Source organism: Actibacterium atlanticum (assembly GCF_000671395.1).
Classification (GTDB): Bacteria; Pseudomonadota; Alphaproteobacteria; order Rhodobacterales; family Rhodobacteraceae; genus Actibacterium_D; species Actibacterium_D atlanticum.
The window spans coordinates 30,343-46,242 of the sequence record NZ_AQQY01000006.1 but is presented as its reverse complement, the minus strand read 5'-3'; the positions used below and the strand labels follow the sequence as shown (position 1 = coordinate 46,242).

The window sequence follows — 15,900 nt, the reverse complement described above, 5'->3', positions numbered from 1 at the left end:
CTGGCGATCTCTCTTGCAGGTTTGCAATTCGTCGCCATTTTGTTTGTTGTCCTCACCTCATACGTTTCGTCCGAGCGCGCAATTCTGGACCACGCCCGCGGCTTGATGGAACGCGCCGGTGCCAATGCCGTTGACCATACAAAACGTTTTCTTGAACCAGCTGCAGAGATGACCGAACAGGCGCGCCGGGTGCTGAACACCGGGCTTGTCGGCACCACCGATAAAGACACGATGGAGCGCTATTTCTTTGAGCTTCTGCAGACCGAAACCAATGTGGCAGGCATCAACTATGGCGATGAGCAGGGCAACTTTGTCTATGTGATGAAAAGCGACGGGCCGGGGCCTTACCGCACTAAGTTCATCACCATCGAAGACGGCGTTCGCACCACGGACTTTATCTGGCGCACCGCAGATTATGAAGTCGTCGCCCGCGACAGTGACCCGCTTGACCCTTACGACGCGCGCACGCGGCCTTGGTACCTGAAAGCCAGCAATCTTGACCGGCGGATCTGGACCAACCCTTATATCTTTTTCACCTCTCAGCAGCCGGGCATCACGGTGGCCGCACCGATTGTTTTCGAAGATGACGGTCTTCAGGGGGTCGTGGGTGTCGATATCGAAATCTCGGACATCTCGGATTTCCTGAGCGACCTGCAGGTCAGCGAAAGCGGCGCGGCTGTGATCCTGCATCAGGATGGCAGCGTGCTTGCACATCCAGACCCCAACCAGATCAAAGTGTTAAATGACGACGGGACGCTCAGCTTTGCCAACATCAAGGACATCGACGATCCGGTGTCACGCGCCGCCTTTGCGAATTTCGAAGGCGGGACCGTCACCAACTTTGACCTGCCCTCGAATGCGGCGTTCCGGCGCAACAATTATCTGGGGCTTTTTGAACCGCTTGAAGGGATAGATTTGCCATGGACCGTGGCGATCTATGCGCCTGAAAACGACTTCATCGGTGAAATCAAAAAGAACCGTGCGCGCAATATCTGGATCGCTGCTGGCATCTCTATTTTGACCGCGCTGGTCGGGCTTGCCATTGCCGAGATAATCCTGCGACCGGTCCGCGCCTTTGCGGTTCGCACCTCTCTTGTTTCGCAGGGCGAGGTTTCCGCCAACGCGCCACTGCCTAAAACCTATCGCGAGCTGAGCAAGGCCAACAAAACCCTGATCGACGAGATCGCCCAGCGTCGGGATTCGGAAGCCAAGGTTCAGGAGCTCAGTCGTGACCTTGCGCATTTCTCGCGCATCAATGTCATGGGGCAGATGGCATCGGGTTTGGCGCATGAACTAAGCCAGCCGCTTACGGCCATCACGCAGAATGTCGACGCTGCCATCTCGACCGCCAAGGAAAGTGGCACAGCCAGCGAAGACCTGCTGACAATATTGAATGAGCTCGACGAACAGGCCCATCAAGGGGGCGATGTGGTGCGCGCCTTGCGTGGTTTTGTGCGAAAGGACGAAGGCAAAACTGCGGTCTTCAACTTTAACGAACTGATTGATCAGGCAAAACGTCTGATGCGCCACGAAGCCGAAGAAAACCACGTCAAACTGATCTATGTGCCCGCAAAGCACCCCATGGTTAAAGGCAACCGTGTTCAGATCGCGCAGGTTTTGATCAACCTAATTCGCAACGCTATCGAGGCCATGGCCGCCGCTGACACAAAGACCCGTGAAGTCCTGGTAGAGGCCAAGGCACAGGAAGATGTCTTGCTGGTCAAAGTGAAAGACACCGGCCCGGGCGTGCCCGAAGACGTGCGGCTGTTTAAACAATTTCAAACCAGCAAAAAGGGCGGCATGGGGCTTGGCCTGTCGATCAGCCGGAGTATTGTCGAAAACAACGGGGGTCGTTTGTGGCATGATGCAGAGGCCGCAGGCCAGACGATCTTCTGTTTTACGCTGCCCCGGGAAACGCGATGAAGGGGCTTAATTTGTCTTTGACACGGGGCCCAAACGTGACTGACCCAACAGTGTTTTTGATCGACGATGAAGAAGAGGTGCGCACAACGCTGTCGCGCGCGCTCAGAAAGCGCGGGTTCACCGTTGCCGCCTTTGACTCGGCTAAGGGATTTCTGGAGCAATATGAAACGGATCAGCTGGGCTGTTTGGTGCTGGACTACGGCATGCCCGAACTGAATGGGCTGGAGCTGCAATCCTTTATGATCCAGCAAAATATTACGATCCCGATTGTTTTTATTTCAGGCCATGGGGGCGTGCCGGAATCCGTACAGGCCATGAAGGCGGGGGCGGTGGATTTTCTTGAAAAGCCCTTTCGCCAGAACGATTTGATCGCCTGCATTCAGACCGCCTTTGAGCGCGACGCGAAGATGCGCAAAGCCGCGTCCGAGCAGAACGACGCCAAGCAACGGTTTGGGCGCCTGACCTCGCGTGAACGGGAAGTGGCCGTGTTCATGATGGAACACCCTTCAAACACATCCAGCAAAGATATCGGACGGGCGCTCGATATCTCGCCCCGCACGGTCGACCATCACAGGGCGCGGATTCTAGAAAAACTGGAAATCGGGTCGGTCATTGAATTGGTTGAGCTCTCTCAAAAAGTGCTGAGCTAGGCACCGTTCCGGTAGACTTCCGGAACGGAGTGATGTGCTGCGGTGTCGGTGGCACCGGTTTAATTTCAACGATGGGCCACCAACCGCCAGAAAAGTCCGCCATCGCCTAAGAGGCGGAAATACACTCTGTCGCAGGGCTTGGTTTGGCCCAGTCTTCCCAACCGGTTCCCGTCGAGATCACCGGCCCGTCCCAGGCAAAGGGAATTTGATGGATTGTGGTGTCGTCGCCATCAATCATCAGCACGAAATAGGCGGGATCCATTGGCGCGCCCTTCAAAAGCTCGGTTTCGGTCAGGTCCGGCAAAGACTGGTTGCCCGTCGAGGGCACACTGGCAAACGGAACACCCGCAAAACGCCCATGGATTGGGGCGTGGACATGGCCGAAATGGATATAGTCGATGCGCGTGCCATAGGTCCGCAAAAGGGTTTCAAACGGCGCGCGGTCTTCGGGCACCAGCGCGATCTTGTCTTCGGCGGGCAGGCCCAGACGCATGGGGTTGTGATGCATGAAAATGCGGGCGCGATCTGCCCCGGCCAGCTCGGCCTCAAGCCACGCGCGGCGGGCGGCACAAAAGTGGCCCGCATGGGTCTTGTGGCCGACGCTATCAAGATAGATCATCCGGACACCCGCCACCGTTTCAGCGTGATTGACAAAGCCGTTCGCATCAATGGGATGGTCGTTAAACACGCTTAGAAAGGCCCCGCGGTCATCGTGGTTTCCGATCATCAGGCGCACCGGAACAGAGACATCTGCAAGCGCGGTTTTCAGCGCCTCATAGGCAGCTTCCTCGCCCCAATGAGCAAGATCGCCGGTGATGACGATACGATCTGCATCCGTGTGGTTTTCAGCCACATCAGCCAGAGCCCGGGCAAAGCGGGCATGAGGGTCAAGCCCGCCCATCTCCTCGCCGGGGATGGTCAGGTGAATATCGGAAATATGGATGATTTTCATGGGATGTCCTGCAAAGGTCGGCTGCCCGCTCTGATGCGGGCAACCGGGGATCATTTAGCCGTTGGGCAGCAGATCGGCGACTTCTTCGACCAGCTCTTGCTGCAGCTCTTTCATGTCGGTGGCGTCGCCGGTGACGATGCGCTCGATGCCGTCATAGATGACCTGAGTGATGGCCAGACCGTTGTCGCCCGGATAGGCCAGCCAGTCACGCAGCAGCGGCAGCTGATCAACAGCGGTCTGCTTGTTGGGGTTCTGGTCGTAGAAATCGGCCAGGATCACCTCGTTGGCGGCTTTGTTGGGTGGCATGTAGCCGGTAGTTTTGGCCACTTCGGCCGCGCCTTCACCCGAGGTGATGAACTTCAGCCAGGCCCAGGCGGCTTCCTGCACCTTGGGGTCATCCGAGGTCGAGGTCAGCATCGCGGCGTTGCCACCTGCAGGCAGACCCTTGGGGGTTGCGCCCATGCCCGGGAAGGGGCCGGTGAGCAGTTCAAAATCACCCTGCGAGCGTTCAACAGCGCCCAGCGCCGAGGTCGACCAGAACATCATGCCGATCTCACCCGCCGAGAACGAGGCCAGCGCGGCTTTCCATTCCAGGTTCTGCATTTCACACTTGGTGAAAATCTCTTGCATTTGCTCCATGGCGGCCAGCGCCTCGGGGCTGTCCAGGGTGACGCGGCCGTTCTCGACGATGGCCTTGTCCTGCGACCACATCAGGGCCTGCATGAACCAGTTGCCGGTGATGTTCCAACCCCAGAAGATCGGGTTGTCGATGCCGTTGGCCTTCATGGTTTCACAGGCGCCGATCACTTCGTCCCAGGTGGTGGGCATTTTGTCGATGCCGCCCGCCTTGAGGATGTCCATGTTGTAATACCCAACCGGCAGCGAGACCGAGAACGGCAGGCCGTGCACGTTGTCGCCGAAGGTCGACAGTGACAGCATGGCGTCGTGATAGCCGTCCTTGGCAAAGTCAGCTTCCTTGGCGATGAAAGGCTCCAGCGACTTGGCGATGCCTTTTTCCACCAGGATCTGCTGGCGGTTCAGACCCTGCATGGTGACGTCAGGCAGGTCGCCCGATACGGCTTCGCGCAGGATGGTGTTGGTGCCATCTTCATAGGATTCGTAGGTGGCGCGAAAGTTCACCTCGATGTTCGGGTGGGCTTCCTTGAAGGCCGGCATCATGGCTTCGTAGGTCACGTCGAACAGGTGGCTATAGGGGTAAGCAAAGTCGATGGTGACGGTTTCTTCGGCCATCACGGCGGTGGCGGTCAGCGCCAAAGCCATTGCGGACAGGGTGGTTTTCATGGAAAGGTCCTCTCGTTCCTGACAAGGAGCGCATGTGTTTGGCGATGCACGCTCCGGGTTTGATCCCTTGCGGGATATCGGGCGGGTGCGGGGCGACCCGCACCCGAAACTCATTTCATACCGCTTAGGGTGATCCCCTCGATGAAGCGCTTTTGCGCGATCAGAAAGGCGACGATCAGCGGGGTGACGATCACGGTGGCGGTGGCCATCATCGGGCCAAAGAAACTGCCATCCGCGTCGCCTTTGAACTCGCGCAGGCCCAAAGGCGGGGTGAACAGATCGCGGTTGCCCGAGATCACGATGCGCGGCCAGAAATAATCGTTCCAATGGGCCACGACGCTGAAGATCGCAAAGGCCATCAGCGCGGGCACGGCGGTGGGCAGCATGACGCGCCACACGATCGCCAGTTCTGACATGCCGTCCATGCGGGCAGCATCGATCAGGTCGTCGGGGACGGTCATGAAAAACTGGCGCATCAGGAAGATGCCAAAGACCGAGATCGTCCAGGGCACCACCAATGCGGCATAGGAATTGGTCAGCCCCAGCTTGGTCAGCATGATGTAAAGCGGCAGTGCAATGGCGTGCACCGGGATCAGCAGGCAGAACAGAACCAGCCCGAACACCGTCTCGCGCCCCCAAAACTTCAGCTTGGCCAGCGCATAGGCCGCCGGCAGCGCCACAACCACCTGGATCAGAAAGATCGACGCGGTCACGATCACCCCGTTCAGCAGGTAGCGCAGCAAGGGGGCCTCGGTGAAAGCTTTGGAATAGTTGAACACCACCGGGCGCATGGAACAGTCGGCTTCGGCCTCGGCCACCAGTGCCGTACGGATGGCGGCGTCGGTCTGGCCGGGGAAGCGATCCATGGCAGCGGCGATGTCATCGCGGCTGGGATCGCGCAGTTTCACGCAGCGTTCGTCCACCATCATCTCCTGGCGACCAAAGAACCCGCCTTCGCCGCGGTCAATCTCTCCCGGGCTTTTGAACGAATAGCTGACCATCATGTAAAACGGCGCGATAACGACGATCACACCCAGGATCAGGATCAGATGTTTCCACCAGTCGCGCGTCATCCGTAATGCACCTTTCGTTCCACCAGCCAGCGCTGGATCAGGGTCAAGAACATCACGAAAACCAGAAACAGCATGGTAATGGCCGAGCCGATCCCGATCAGGTTTTGCTGCACGCCTTTTTCAAAGATCGCGAACATCATGACGTATGTGGATTTGTTGGGGCCGCCGCCTTGGGGCCAGAAGGCCTCGATGGTGTCAAACACCTGAAAGGCGCGGATGCAGCTGATGGTGACGACAAAGACGGTGGTCGGGCCAAGCGCGGGCCATGTGACCAGACGGAACCGCTCCCACGCGGATTTTGCGCCGTCCATTTCGGCGGCATGATACAGCTCGCGGTGCACACTGGTCAGCCCCGCCAGATACAGCACCATGTTAAAGCCAAAGCCCTGCCAGATCCCGATAAAGCTGATCACCCAGATGGCATAGCGTTTGTCGCCCAGCCAAACCGGGAACCGCCCCGCGCAGCTTTCGGCCATGAAAGGCCAAAGGCTTTCAACAAACGTGCCGCAGCCCATTTCCAGCGTGCGGTTCACCATGCCGATGGTCGGGTGCAACATGAACTCCCACGCGATGGCCATGGCCAGCAAGGTCGCCATCACCGGCAGGAAGTAGATGGTTTTGTAAATCTCGCGAAACCGGCCCAGCGAGTTAATCAACAAGGCGGCCCCAAGGCCCAGCCCGACCGAGATCGGCACCACCGTCACCACATAGGTGAAGGTGGCGATGAACATCTTTTCATAGGTCGAGCGGGTGAACAGCCGGTCGTAATTCTTGATCCCGACCCAGTCGAACCCGCTGTTGCCCAGCGAATAATTGGTAAAGGACAGAACACCCGCGATGACAACCGGCACCAGAAGGATCAATACCATCAGCGCCAAGGCCGGGGCCGTCAGAAACCACGCCGCGCGCCGTTCCTGGCTTGCGGCCGAGGCGGTTGGTTTGGGGAGAGTTGTTTCGGCGAGAGCCATTTTAAGCGACCTCTGCTTGCGTGGGCAGATGGTGCCGAACATCGCGCACCCGCAGCCCGTCAGCGCCAAACAGCAGCGCCTGAGCCGCATCAAACGCCAGACCCACAGGCGCACCCAGGGCCAGCGCCTGCCGGTCACGCGGTGCTGCGCGGAAGGTCAGGGGGTGGCCCAGACCGGCCGCGTCGATCTGCACGAACAGCTCTGCGCCCAGGTTTTCGCTATGCACAACGTGCCCCTTGATCGGCGCGTCCTCACCCGCAAGGCGCAACGCCTCGGGGCGCAGCCCCAGTGACATCACGCCCTTGCCCCGGCCTTGCGCCAACAGGTCCAGCTTGCGATCCAGCAGGCAGATCTCTCCGGTCTCGGCCACTTCGACCGGAACGATGTTGATCTTGGGCGAGCCGATAAATTCGGCGACTTCGATGGTATCGGGATCGTCATAGACCACATCCGGGGCAGCACATTGCAGGATGCGCCCGCCCATCATCACCGCGATCCGGTCGGACATGGTCATGGCTTCGACCTGATCATGGGTGACATAGATGAACGTCGCTTCCAGCCGGCGGTGCAGTTGTGCAATCTCGGCCCGCGTCTGCACGCGCAGCTTGGCATCAAGGTTCGAAAGGGGCTCGTCCAGCAAGAACGCGGTCGGATCACGCACCAAGGCCCGACCAAGCGCCACGCGCTGGCGTTGCCCGCCTGAAAGTTGTCCGGGCTTGCGATCCAGCAAATGCGCGATTTCCAGCATCTTGGCAGCGTGGGTGATCTCGGTGCCAATCTCAGCGGCCTGATGGCGCATGCCGGGCATGAACCGGCCCAACACGGGCAGGCGCTGGAGGGGGCTCAGGCGGCGCATCTTCAGCGGCACAGCGATGTTTTCGGCCACGCTGAGATGCGGGTAAAGCGCATAGGACTGAAACACCATCGACAGGTTGCGATCAGCGGCGCGGCGGCCCGCGACAGGCGCACCGCCGATGTAAATCTCGCCGCTGCTTTGCTCTTCCAGCCCGGCGATGATCCGCAGCAAGGTAGACTTGCCACAGCCCGAGGGGCCGACGAGAGACAGGAATTCTCCATCGGCAATGTCCAAAGACACGCCCTTGAGCACATCCGTTTCGCCAAAGCGTTTGGTGATGTTCTCAATCTTCAGCCCAGCCATCTGATTCCTCCATCTGACACGGCGGGTTTAGTCAGATGAGCCTGCAATTTTGTGACGTCATATTAGCGAGACTAATGGCCCCTATGATTGCGGGTGAAAGGAACACAAATGCGCGCCAACCATCACCGTTTCGTCGCCTTTGCCTATGTGGTGCGCGAGGGCAGTTTTTCGCACGCTGCCAACCGGCTTGGTGTGACGCAATCGGCCGTGACGCAGCATGTCGCCAAGCTTGAAGAACAGGTGGGGTCGCAACTATTGCTGCGCAGGCGCGATGGGGTGGAACTGACCCGAACCGGACAAGAGCTTTATAATCTGGCGGACCGCTTGGTGACGCTGGACACTGCGATCTCAGAGCGGCTTGAGGGCTTTGCCGCGATGGAACGCGGGCATATCAAGGTCATCGCCAACGCGCCGCTTCCGGCCCTGCGCGCAATCAGCCAGTTCCGTCAAATCTATCCAGAGGTCGAGATCGACTTTGCGCTTTATGCCTGGACGACGGCTGTGCGCCTGTTGCGCGAACGCCGCGCCGATGTGGGGCTGATCACCGATCCGCCGAAATCGGACGATTGGGAACGCGTGCCCATTCAGCAGGTCCGTTACGTGGCTTACCTGTTGCCGTCCTCGCCTCTTGCAGATCGTCGTGTTCTGACTTTCAAGGATTTGAAGAACGAAACGCTCATCCTGCCGGAAACCGGTTCTTTGACCGAGCGCGTCGTGCGTGAAGCACAGGAAAAACATGGCGCCACGTTTCAACACACCCTGAAGATGACGACATTCCCCCTGATGTGCGAGGCCGTTCTTCAGGGCGCGGGCATCGCCATCTTTCTTGCCAACAGCGGGCTGATTTCCCGCGGCCTGGTCGAAGTGCCCGTGGCAGAATTGTCCGAGACGCATGAAACAGCGGTCGTCGCCCCCAAAGACCGGTCGCGGCTCAGGTTGGTCAAAGCCTTCATCGAAGTCGCGTCTTCATCTGACTTTCGCTAGCGCCCCGCAACGCCGCAACAAAGTGACTTGGTGAAGGATAGCTTTGGGTCGAAACACCCTTGGCAGATGGGGAATTTTGCACGCACACTGTATTTAGGACTTCACTAAATGTTGGTCAGCGCCGTTGGCCCGGCTTTTGAAGTCAGATCGGAGCACGGCAGGCCGCCATAACGTCGCCGATCTGAACTGGCCGTTAGACCTATGAATGGGAAAAATCACATGACACACGCCCCGATCATTGCAGCAAAGGTTCCAAAAAAAGTCGAAGTGGAGGCCGGAAAAACCTACTTTTGGTGCCGTTGTGGCCGATCCAAGACCCAACCCTTTTGCGATGGTTCCCACGCGGGTACGGGCCTTGAACCACTGAAATTCATCGCAGAAAAGGACGGCGCGGCAGCACTGTGTCAGTGCAAAGCCAGCGCCAATGCGCCGTTTTGCGATGGATCACACGCGCGACTTGGGGATTTGGCTGTGGGCGATGCTTCTCCTGAACCGAAATCAGATATTCCACAAGCCACCCCAACGCCCGAAGAGCCAACAGTGGCGCGCATTCATGCCTTGGCCAAAGATGGTCTGTCCAAGCTGGGTCATCACGGCGAAATGGGCGCCATGGGGGTGCCGCGCAAGGATCTGCCTCATTGGGATGACATTCAGATTCTGCCTGCTCAAATGGCGCGCAAGCCCCTGTTGGATGATGCCCCTGTGGCGACAGACGTGGTGATTGGCCCGCGTGCCAGCAAACCACTTTCGCTGTCTATTCCGCTGTTTGTCTCGGACATGAGCTATGGTGCTCTGTCTGAGGAAGCCAAAACCGCCCTTGCCCGTGGCGCACAATTGGCAGGCACTGGGATTTGCTCGGGTGAAGGTGGGATGCTGCCCGAAGAGCAGGCCGAGAACAGTCGCTACTTTTATGAGCTGGCTTCGGCGCAGTTTGGTTGGTCGCTAGAGCACGTTGCTAAGGTGCAGGCATTCCATTTCAAAGGGGGGCAGGGGGCAAAGACGGGCACCGGTGGCCATTTGCCGGGCGACAAGGTCCAGGGCAAGATCGCCCAAGTGCGCGGGCTGGAACCGGGGCAATCTGCCATTTCCCCTTCGACCTTCCCGGATCTTCATACGCCTGCTGATTTCAGGCGGATCGCTGATCAGGTGCGCGAACGATCCGGAGGTATCCCCATCGGCTTCAAGCTGTCTGCGAACCACATCGAAGATGACATCGACTTCGCGCTTGAAGCGACGGCTGATTATATCATCCTTGATGGGCGTGGTGGCGGCACCGGGGCAGCGCCTTTGATCTTTCGTGACCATATCTCAGTGCCGACAATCCCGGCGCTTGCGCGGGCACGGCGCCATCTGGACGCTAAAACCGGTCGCGAGGTCACGCTGGTGATCACCGGCGGTTTGCGCGTGGCCGAGGATTTTGCCAAGGCCATGGCTCTGGGGGCCGATGCTGTGGCTGTCAGCAACTCTGCCATGCAGGCCGTCGGCTGTATCGCCGCGCGTATGTGTAACTCCAACAACTGTCCCGTCGGTGTTGCCACGCAAAAACCCGAACTTCGCAAACGTCTGGACGTGCAGGTGGGGGCCGAACAACTGGCCCGCTATTTTGGTGCATCTGTCGAATTGATGCAGGTGCTGGCGCGTGCTTGCGGCCATGACAGCCTGTCGGGTTTCACGTGGCGTGACATTACCAGCTGGAAGAGAGAGGTCGCAGACATGTCCGGCATTCGCTTTGCCGGGGTCGCATAACTGCCATGCCTGACCACATCTGGTGCGCGCCGTTGTCGCCCCCCAAATCAATGTGGAAAGGAGAAGACCAATGCTCGATACTTACAAAATGCGCGACCACGACATGCCGAAAGAGATGCGGGTTCTTCTGGAAACCTACCCGCGAGAGGCATGGGATGCACATCCGGGCTTTAAGGAGAAAACCCGTCACTGGCTGGCTGCGCACAGCGCGTTTCGCCAAATCGCGGAACAGGTGCGACTGGATACCGAAGCTGTAATCAACAAAGATATCGCTTTGGACAGCTATGCCGGGCGGCTCTCTTATTTTGGTGGCAACCTCGTGGGCAGCTTGCACGGGCATCATGGCTGGGAAGACCACAGCTATTTCCCGGAACTCAGCGCTGCTGATCCGCGTTTTGACGCTGGGTTAGAGCTGTTGGAGCAAGACCATGCAGATCTGGATCAGGTGCTCGATGACATAACGCGCAAAGCAAACCGTGTCATTAAGCTGTCGACCTTGGATGAAACGCAAGCCATGGAAGAGGTGGGGGCCGTATTGCCCGCCGCTGAAGCGATTGAGGCATTCCTAGAACGCCACCTCGCGGATGAAGAGGAACTGGCTGTCCCGATCATCCTGCACCACCGGTTAAGGGGGTAGTCTGAGCGATTATACTGCTCAAAGCCCCACCAAAACACGTCGCGCACGAGAGTAACCCGTGCGCGGCGCATATGGGTTTCGCCCAGTTTTTCAGGATCGCAAGGGCATGAGTGTGCCGCATATGAAGGCGGATAGGGAGGCATAGAAGCCCCTTGGCGGTGAACAACGGGACACGTCTGGTTGACCCTTTGCCGTCTGTCCCACTGCTACGTGATCGTCTGATCAAGAAAACGCGCTCAAACCGCCCGCATTTTGTTGTGGCTTTTCGGCGCGAGTATTCCGCGGATGTTTCGCGATCAGGCGCAGTCAAACTTGAAATGCGCACCCATGTTTCGCGTCGCCCCGACGATGTAATCGCTGACACTGCGAATGCGTTCAAGGTCACGATATTCTTCGGGATATAGCAGCCAATAGGTGCGGCTGAAGGTGATCTCTTCTGGCAGGACAGGCTCCAGATCGGATTCGCGTGCCATAAAGCAGGGCAAAACCCCCAGCCCGACATTGCCGCGCACCGCGTCAAACTGGGCTTTTACGGTGGCGCCGCGATAGACGATGTTGAGCCCCGGCAGGATGATCGTGTTGAAGTCCAACTCGCGGGTATAGAGAAGCTCGTCGACATAGCCGACGAACGGCAGTTCGCGCAGGTCTTGGCGGCTTTTGGGGCGTGGCTTATCGTTGAAAAACGCGGGGCCGGCATACAGGCGCAAATCGTAATCTGTTAGTTTGCGCATCACCAGACGGCCGGTTTGCGGCCGATCAAGGCTGATGGCGATGTCTACATCGCGGCGCCACAGCTTGTGGGTCACCGGGATCGGCACCAGTTCCACCTCCATCGAAGGGTCTGCCGCCATGTACTGCGGCAGGATATGCGACAAGACCGCGTTGCCAAACCCATCGGGCGCACCGACGCGCACGCGCTTACTGCCCGAGCCTGTCAGCCGGTCGGCCTGATCTGCGATGGCGGTGGCGGCGGCCTCCATATCCTGTGCGTGGGACAGAACCTGCTGGCCAAACTCGCTGGGCACCAGACCGTCTTCGGTGTCATCGAACAGGGACAGGCCAAACTTGGCCTCCATGGCTTTCAGCCGCCGCGCGACGGTGGTGTGGGACGACCCCAGCCTTTTGGCCGCCCGGTTCAGGCGTCCGGTGCGCTGGATCTCCAGAAAGATCCGCATATCGTCCCAATCAAAGTTCATGTACCTGTGTGTCCCTCTGGATCAACCGTAGACGAGTTCGGGCAGCCAAGTCACCACGTCTGGGATGAAAAGGATCAAGGCGACGATGGCAAGCTGGATCAGAACGAAGGGGATGATCCCGCGATAGATGTCCGGCGTGCTGACCTCATCCGGTGCGGCACCTTTCAGGTAGAACAGCGAGAACCCGACCGGCGGCGTGATGAACGAAGTTTGCAGCGCCACCGAGAACAGGATCACGAACCAGATCGGATCAAAGCCCAGATCGTTGACCACAACCGGCCCGACCAGCGGCAAGAAGATCAGAGTGATCTCGAGCCAGTCCAGAAAGAACCCAGCCAAGAAGGCGAACACCAAGATGGTGACCACGACGCCCAGATTGCCGAAAGGAATGGCTTTCAGGGCTTCGGCGATCATCTGGTCGCCGCCTAAGGACCGCATCACCAGCGCAAAGGCGGTGGCGCCAATGAAAATCCCAAAGATGAAGGATGTGGTCAGCGTTGTGCGCCGGGCAACCTCATATAGGACGGACAGGCTCAGGCGACGATTGGCAAGGGCAAGCAGCGCCGCGCCCAATGCGCCGATCCCGGCGGCTTCGGTCGGGGTGGCGATCCCCATGAAGATACTGCCCAGCACTGCGAAGATCAGCGCCATAGGCGGCAGTACCGCACCCAGCGTGCGCAACAGGCGGCGCGCGGTCAGCGGGTCAGGGTTTTCGGGGCGCGGGGCAAGGTCAGGTTTAACGGTCACCGCCAGCACTACATAGGCCAGATAAGCAAAGCCCAGCAGCAGCCCCGGGATGACGGCTCCCATAAAGAGTTCGCCCACCGAAAGGGCCAGCTGATCGGCCATGATGATCAGCATGATCGAGGGCGGGATCAAAATCCCCAACGTTCCAGCCGAGGCAATCACCCCCGCCGCCAGCCGTTTATCATAGCCGTTTTCCAGCATGATCGGCATCGAGATGGTCGTCAGCAGAACCACCGATGCCCCCACGATCCCGGTCGAAGCGGCCAGCAAAATCCCTATCAGGATCACCGCCACGGCCAGCCCTCCGCGATACCGGCCCAAGGTCGCGGCAAATTCGGACATCAGCTTTTCAGCTAGGCCGGACTGGTCCAGCATCAGCCCCATGAAAACGAACATGGGCAAGGCGACCAAAACGCCGTTTTCCATCAGCGACCATATGCGCTGAACGATCACCGAATAGTCGCGCCAACTGTCCAGGAAATACGTGTCGACCCCGAGGTTCTGGTTCAACGCAATTGCCAGCAGGGCGACACCCAGCGACACGCCCGCAAGCGACCAGGCCACCGGAATGCCCAGAAAGAGCAAGGTGATGAAGCTCAGGAGCATCCCGATCACCATCAATTCATTGACTGCGAGCCCAAGCATCTCGGTGCCTCCAGATTTTATTGTTTTTGAAACTTCAGCGGCCGCGGATCACGGCAACCATGCGCAAGGCGCGTGCAAAGGCAGCCAGAAACAGCAGGGCCATGGAAAGCGGGATTACAGACTTGATCAGCCACCGATAGGGCAAGCCCCCCGGCGAGCGCGATGTTTCGTTCAGCTTGTGGGAAAACTCGACAAAGGGAATGGCGCTGGTGCCCACGGCATAGGCGAAAGGCATGACCAAAAGCAGCATGGCGACCAGATCAATCCAAGCGCGGCGCTTTGCAGGCCAATGCTCGGCGATCACATCGACGCGCACGTGCTGATCTTGCACCAGACAATAGGCGACGCCGATCATGAAGGCATAGGCATAAAGATGCCATTGCAGCTCTTCCAAGGCCACGTTGCTGTTGGTGAAAACATAACGCAGAACAACGTTCAGGATGATCACCACGACCAGCACGATCCAGCTGATATGGGCCGAGACCGATACAAGCCGGACGATCCCTTCGATTATCCGCGCCAGTAAGGGGGCGGAACCCATGACATGTTCATGACCCGCGGTTGGCGTATCGTCGACAAGCTTTGGCATTCCGTCCCCTCCCTTTGTTTAATGGTCGCGCTTACTGGGCGTCGTTATTCCAGGTCCAGTCACGCGGCAGATACCCAAGGGCATGCCACTGTGCGTTTTCCGCTTTGAACGCCATCATCGAGCTGTAGATTTTGTCAAACATCGGATCGGCAGCGGATTCGCGCTCCATCACAACGGCGGTGGCATCGCGAAAGGCCTGCAGTACGTCCTCGGGCAGGCGCTTAGCTTCGACACCCTTATCGCCGAACGAGTTCAGAACCGCCCCCTGCAGCGCTTCGGCGCGCGACATGGCATAGACCGTTCCGGCCATGCAGGTGGTTTCGATCACGGCTTGCGTGGTGGGGTTCAGATCGTTCCAGACATCGCCGTTGATATACAGGTATTGCGAGGTCGAGGGCTGGTGCCAACCGGGCAGGTGGTAATAACTGGCCACCTGATAGAAGCCCAACTGTTCGTCCACGGTGGGCAGCGAAAACTCGGTCGCGTCTAGAACGCCGGTTTCAAGCGCTTGGTACAGTTCGCCGCCGGGCAGAACCGTCACCGACATGCCCACTTCTTTCATGATCTCGCCACCCAGACCGGCCGCGCGGAACTTTAGGCCGTCCAGCTGATCCACCGACTCAATCGGGAACTTGAACCAACCTGCAGCTTCGGGGCTGATGGTGCCGCACAGAACGGGGTGCACATTGTAAGGTTCGAACAGTTCATGCAGCAGCTCGTTGCCGCCCGCCTGATACATCCAAGCGGTGAACTGCGCGGGCTCAAGACCAAACGGGGTGGCCCCGAACAGGGCCGAGGCCGGCACCTGACCACGTTCATAGCCCATCCAGCTATAACCAGCTTCGATCTGGCCGGTCGCGACGCTTTCAAAAACGGCCAGCGCGGGGATCATTTTGTTGGGCTCAAAGACTTCCAGTTGGATGTTGCCGCCCGAAGCCGCTTTCATCTGATCGGCCACCCAAGGCAGGGTGTCGCCCAGCGCGGTCAGGCTGGACGAAAAGCTGATCGGCACGGCCCATTTCAACTTTTGTACTTCTTCAGCCGACGCGGGCGCGGTGGCGGCCAGCGTCAATGCGGCGCAGGTCGCGGCCGTGGACACACTTAGTTTGGTCGTAATGCTCATTTTCTGTCTCCTCCCATATGTTGGTTCCGCACCTGGTCCTCTCCCTTGGTGCGGGATGTTGCGACGATAGGGGCCAACCCGGGCCTGCTCCAATGCACGAATGCCGACAGCCAATGTGCAAAAACATTCATTGGAAAATGCCACTGTTTCAGACTTCTTCTCGAGCCGAGACCATGTGCCGGGTGACCGTTGTTCCCGGATATGTC

Annotated in this window: 14 protein-coding genes; 5 read left to right on the top strand and 9 right to left on the bottom strand. The window is 58.7% G+C overall.

What is annotated here, in order from left to right; all coding sequences use genetic code 11:
* Window positions 1-105 precede the first annotated feature (105 nt).
* Both ATO10_RS10165 and ATO10_RS10160 read left to right on the top strand, forming a co-directional pair.
* Complete coding sequence (locus ATO10_RS10165; RefSeq protein WP_238323460.1) at window positions 106-1,923, top strand: ATP-binding protein; 1,818 nt, start codon at window positions 106-108, stop codon at window positions 1,921-1,923.
* 35 nt (window positions 1,924-1,958) lie between these two features.
* Window positions 1,959-2,573 (top strand): response regulator transcription factor, encoded by a 615-nt coding sequence (locus ATO10_RS10160; protein ID WP_035251413.1) that lies wholly within the window; start codon window positions 1,959-1,961, stop codon window positions 2,571-2,573.
* A 106-nt stretch (window positions 2,574-2,679) separates the two neighbouring features.
* Here the strand turns inward: ATO10_RS10160 and ATO10_RS10155 are convergent, their stop codons facing one another.
* From ATO10_RS10155 to ATO10_RS10135, 5 genes are all read right to left on the bottom strand, one after another.
* Complete coding sequence (locus ATO10_RS10155; protein ID WP_035251137.1) at window positions 2,680-3,525, bottom strand: phosphodiesterase; 846 nt, start codon at window positions 3,523-3,525, stop codon at window positions 2,680-2,682.
* A gap of 54 nt (window positions 3,526-3,579) precedes the next feature.
* Window positions 3,580-4,827, bottom strand: a complete 1,248-nt coding sequence (locus tag ATO10_RS10150) for an ABC transporter substrate-binding protein (protein ID WP_035251135.1) — start codon at window positions 4,825-4,827, stop codon at window positions 3,580-3,582.
* 110 nt (window positions 4,828-4,937) lie between these two features.
* Entirely contained in the window at window positions 4,938-5,900 is a 963-nt protein-coding gene (locus ATO10_RS10145; protein WP_035251134.1) for a carbohydrate ABC transporter permease, read from the bottom strand.
* Window positions 5,897-6,868, bottom strand: a complete 972-nt coding sequence (locus ATO10_RS10140) for a carbohydrate ABC transporter permease (RefSeq protein WP_035251132.1) — start codon at window positions 6,866-6,868, stop codon at window positions 5,897-5,899. The genes ATO10_RS10145 and ATO10_RS10140 overlap by 4 nt, the downstream gene beginning before the upstream one ends.
* 1 nt (window position 6,869) lies before the next feature.
* On the bottom strand, window positions 6,870-8,027 hold the full coding sequence (locus ATO10_RS10135; RefSeq protein WP_035251130.1) for an ABC transporter ATP-binding protein: 1,158 nt from the start codon (window positions 8,025-8,027) through the stop codon (window positions 6,870-6,872).
* Window positions 8,028-8,135: 108 nt separating this feature from the next.
* Here ATO10_RS10135 and ATO10_RS10130 point away from each other — a divergent pair, with 108 nt between their 5' ends.
* From ATO10_RS10130 to ATO10_RS10120, 3 genes are all read left to right on the top strand, one after another.
* A complete protein-coding gene (locus tag ATO10_RS10130) occupies window positions 8,136-9,011 on the top strand; it encodes a LysR family transcriptional regulator (RefSeq protein ID WP_035251129.1) in 876 nt (291 codons plus the stop codon).
* Window positions 9,012-9,230: 219 nt separating this feature from the next.
* Window positions 9,231-10,757, top strand: a complete 1,527-nt coding sequence (locus tag ATO10_RS10125; protein ID WP_035251128.1) for a glutamate synthase-related protein — start codon at window positions 9,231-9,233, stop codon at window positions 10,755-10,757.
* 70 nt (window positions 10,758-10,827) lie between these two features.
* Window positions 10,828-11,394: a hemerythrin domain-containing protein gene (locus ATO10_RS10120; protein WP_035251126.1), complete on the top strand. Its 567-nt coding sequence runs from the start codon at window positions 10,828-10,830 to the stop codon at window positions 11,392-11,394.
* Between the two features lie 296 nt (window positions 11,395-11,690).
* Here ATO10_RS10120 and ATO10_RS10115 read toward each other — a convergent pair whose 3' ends face one another.
* The 4 genes from ATO10_RS10115 to ATO10_RS10100 are packed head-to-tail and all read right to left on the bottom strand — an operon-like array spanning window position 11,691 to window position 15,694.
* Window positions 11,691-12,590, bottom strand: a complete 900-nt coding sequence (locus ATO10_RS10115) for a LysR family transcriptional regulator (protein WP_035251124.1) — start codon at window positions 12,588-12,590, stop codon at window positions 11,691-11,693.
* 21 nt (window positions 12,591-12,611) lie between these two features.
* Window positions 12,612-13,982, bottom strand: coding sequence for a TRAP transporter large permease (locus tag ATO10_RS10110; RefSeq protein ID WP_035251122.1), 1,371 nt, complete (start codon window positions 13,980-13,982; stop codon window positions 12,612-12,614).
* A 34-nt stretch (window positions 13,983-14,016) separates the two neighbouring features.
* The gene (locus ATO10_RS10105) at window positions 14,017-14,571 is read right to left on the bottom strand and encodes a TRAP transporter small permease subunit (RefSeq protein WP_051598076.1); all 555 of its coding nucleotides are present in this window, start codon (window positions 14,569-14,571) and stop codon (window positions 14,017-14,019) included.
* A 31-nt stretch (window positions 14,572-14,602) separates the two neighbouring features.
* Entirely contained in the window at window positions 14,603-15,694 is a 1,092-nt protein-coding gene (locus ATO10_RS10100; RefSeq protein ID WP_035251121.1) for a TRAP transporter substrate-binding protein, read from the bottom strand.
* Window positions 15,695-15,900: the final 206 nt, after the last annotated feature.

Coding starts and splice junctions, on each gene's coding strand:
- ATO10_RS10165 (WP_238323460.1), top strand. CDS start 106: ATGGAACGCGCCGGTGCCAATGCCGTTGACCATACAAAACGTTTTCTT.
- ATO10_RS10155 (WP_035251137.1), bottom strand. CDS start 3,525: ATGAAAATCATCCATATTTCCGATATTCACCTGACCATCCCCGGCGAG.
- ATO10_RS10150 (WP_035251135.1), bottom strand. CDS start 4,827: ATGAAAACCACCCTGTCCGCAATGGCTTTGGCGCTGACCGCCACCGCC.
- ATO10_RS10145 (WP_035251134.1), bottom strand. CDS start 5,900: ATGACGCGCGACTGGTGGAAACATCTGATCCTGATCCTGGGTGTGATC.
- ATO10_RS10140 (WP_035251132.1), bottom strand. CDS start 6,868: ATGGCTCTCGCCGAAACAACTCTCCCCAAACCAACCGCCTCGGCCGCA.
- ATO10_RS10135 (WP_035251130.1), bottom strand. CDS start 8,027: ATGGCTGGGCTGAAGATTGAGAACATCACCAAACGCTTTGGCGAAACG.
- ATO10_RS10130 (WP_035251129.1), top strand. CDS start 8,136: ATGCGCGCCAACCATCACCGTTTCGTCGCCTTTGCCTATGTGGTGCGC.
- ATO10_RS10125 (WP_035251128.1), top strand. CDS start 9,231: ATGACACACGCCCCGATCATTGCAGCAAAGGTTCCAAAAAAAGTCGAA.
- ATO10_RS10120 (WP_035251126.1), top strand. CDS start 10,828: ATGCTCGATACTTACAAAATGCGCGACCACGACATGCCGAAAGAGATG.
- ATO10_RS10115 (WP_035251124.1), bottom strand. CDS start 12,590: ATGAACTTTGATTGGGACGATATGCGGATCTTTCTGGAGATCCAGCGC.
- ATO10_RS10110 (WP_035251122.1), bottom strand. CDS start 13,982: ATGCTTGGGCTCGCAGTCAATGAATTGATGGTGATCGGGATGCTCCTG.
- ATO10_RS10105 (WP_051598076.1), bottom strand. CDS start 14,571: ATGCCAAAGCTTGTCGACGATACGCCAACCGCGGGTCATGAACATGTC.
- ATO10_RS10100 (WP_035251121.1), bottom strand. CDS start 15,694: ATGAGCATTACGACCAAACTAAGTGTGTCCACGGCCGCGACCTGCGCC.